Genomic DNA, 1,042 nt, shown 5'->3' on the forward strand with positions numbered 1-1,042 from the left:
GGGCGTTGTTGCCTAAATCAGTTGAACCTTTTCCAAGATCTGCGATCTGATCCTTTGCGATGATTAGAACGGTGGTGACATGGGCAAAGCGAAAAAGAAGATTACTAACTGGGCGGAATACAATAAGGCTCTGTGTAAACGTGGTTCGGTTACGTTCTGGATAGATGACTCAGCCATAGATGTATGGAAATGCAAAACCCATCATGGCAAGCGTGGTAGAGGCTTTCAGTACTCTGATACAGCGATTGAAACCGCCTTGATGATTAAGGGGATCTTCTCTCTGCCATTGCGTGCTCTTCAAGGCTTTATCGACTCTATCTTTGAGTTATTAGATGTTCCGCTGACATCCCCTGATTACACCAGTATCAGTAAACGTTCGAAAACAGTTCAGGTCAAATATCGTAATAAATCCAGAGGAGCTATTCGCCATATAGCCATTGATTCGACTGGTCTTAAAGTTTTTGGCGAGGGTGAGTGGAAAGTGAAAAAGCATGGTGCAGAAAAACGTAGAACATGGCGCAAACTGCACTTAGCTGTTGATGTAGATACTCACGAAACGATTAGTGCGGAAGTCAGCCTTGTAAATGTTGGCGATAGTGAAGTGCTACCGACGTTGCTCAATCCACTACGCAGAAAGGTCATTGCCGTATCTGCCGATGGAGCATATGACACTAAAAACTGCCATGAGACTCTGAAAAATAAAGGCTGTACCCCGCTAATACAGCCTCGAAAGAATGCGGCACTTTGGGAAGACGGGCATCCCAGAAACGAAGCTGTAGAGGCTCTGAAAAATGGAACAATAGCGGAGTGGAAATCGGAGTCTGGTTACCACTATCGCTCAATATCTGAGACCGCAATGTCTCGATATAAAGGACTAACCAGCGGTAAATTGAGCTTGAGATGTTACAACGCTCAAGTGGGAGAAATCATGGCGAATGTCAAAGCTATAAACAAAGTCATAGGACTAGGTATGCCTGTTAGAAGCTAACGGCTAGTCATATATGGCTTCGTTGATCTTCAAGCTGATTTGATCAACAACGCC

Annotated in this window: 1 protein-coding gene; it reads left to right on the top strand. The window is 44.5% G+C overall.

Annotated elements, in window-relative coordinates:
• The first annotated feature begins 79 nt into the window (after positions 1-79).
• Positions 80-988 carry an IS5 family transposase gene (locus tag H5300_RS26790; RefSeq protein WP_182797363.1) on the top strand — a complete coding sequence of 303 codons (909 nt, stop codon included), beginning with the start codon at positions 80-82 and terminating at the stop codon, positions 986-988.
• Positions 989-1,042 lie beyond the last annotated feature (54 nt).

Source organism: Vibrio sp. SG41-7, from assembly GCF_014164465.1.
GTDB classification, from domain to species: domain Bacteria; phylum Pseudomonadota; class Gammaproteobacteria; order Enterobacterales; family Vibrionaceae; genus Vibrio; species Vibrio splendidus.

Coding starts and splice junctions, on each gene's coding strand:
- H5300_RS26790 (WP_182797363.1), top strand. CDS start 80: ATGGGCAAAGCGAAAAAGAAGATTACTAACTGGGCGGAATACAATAAG.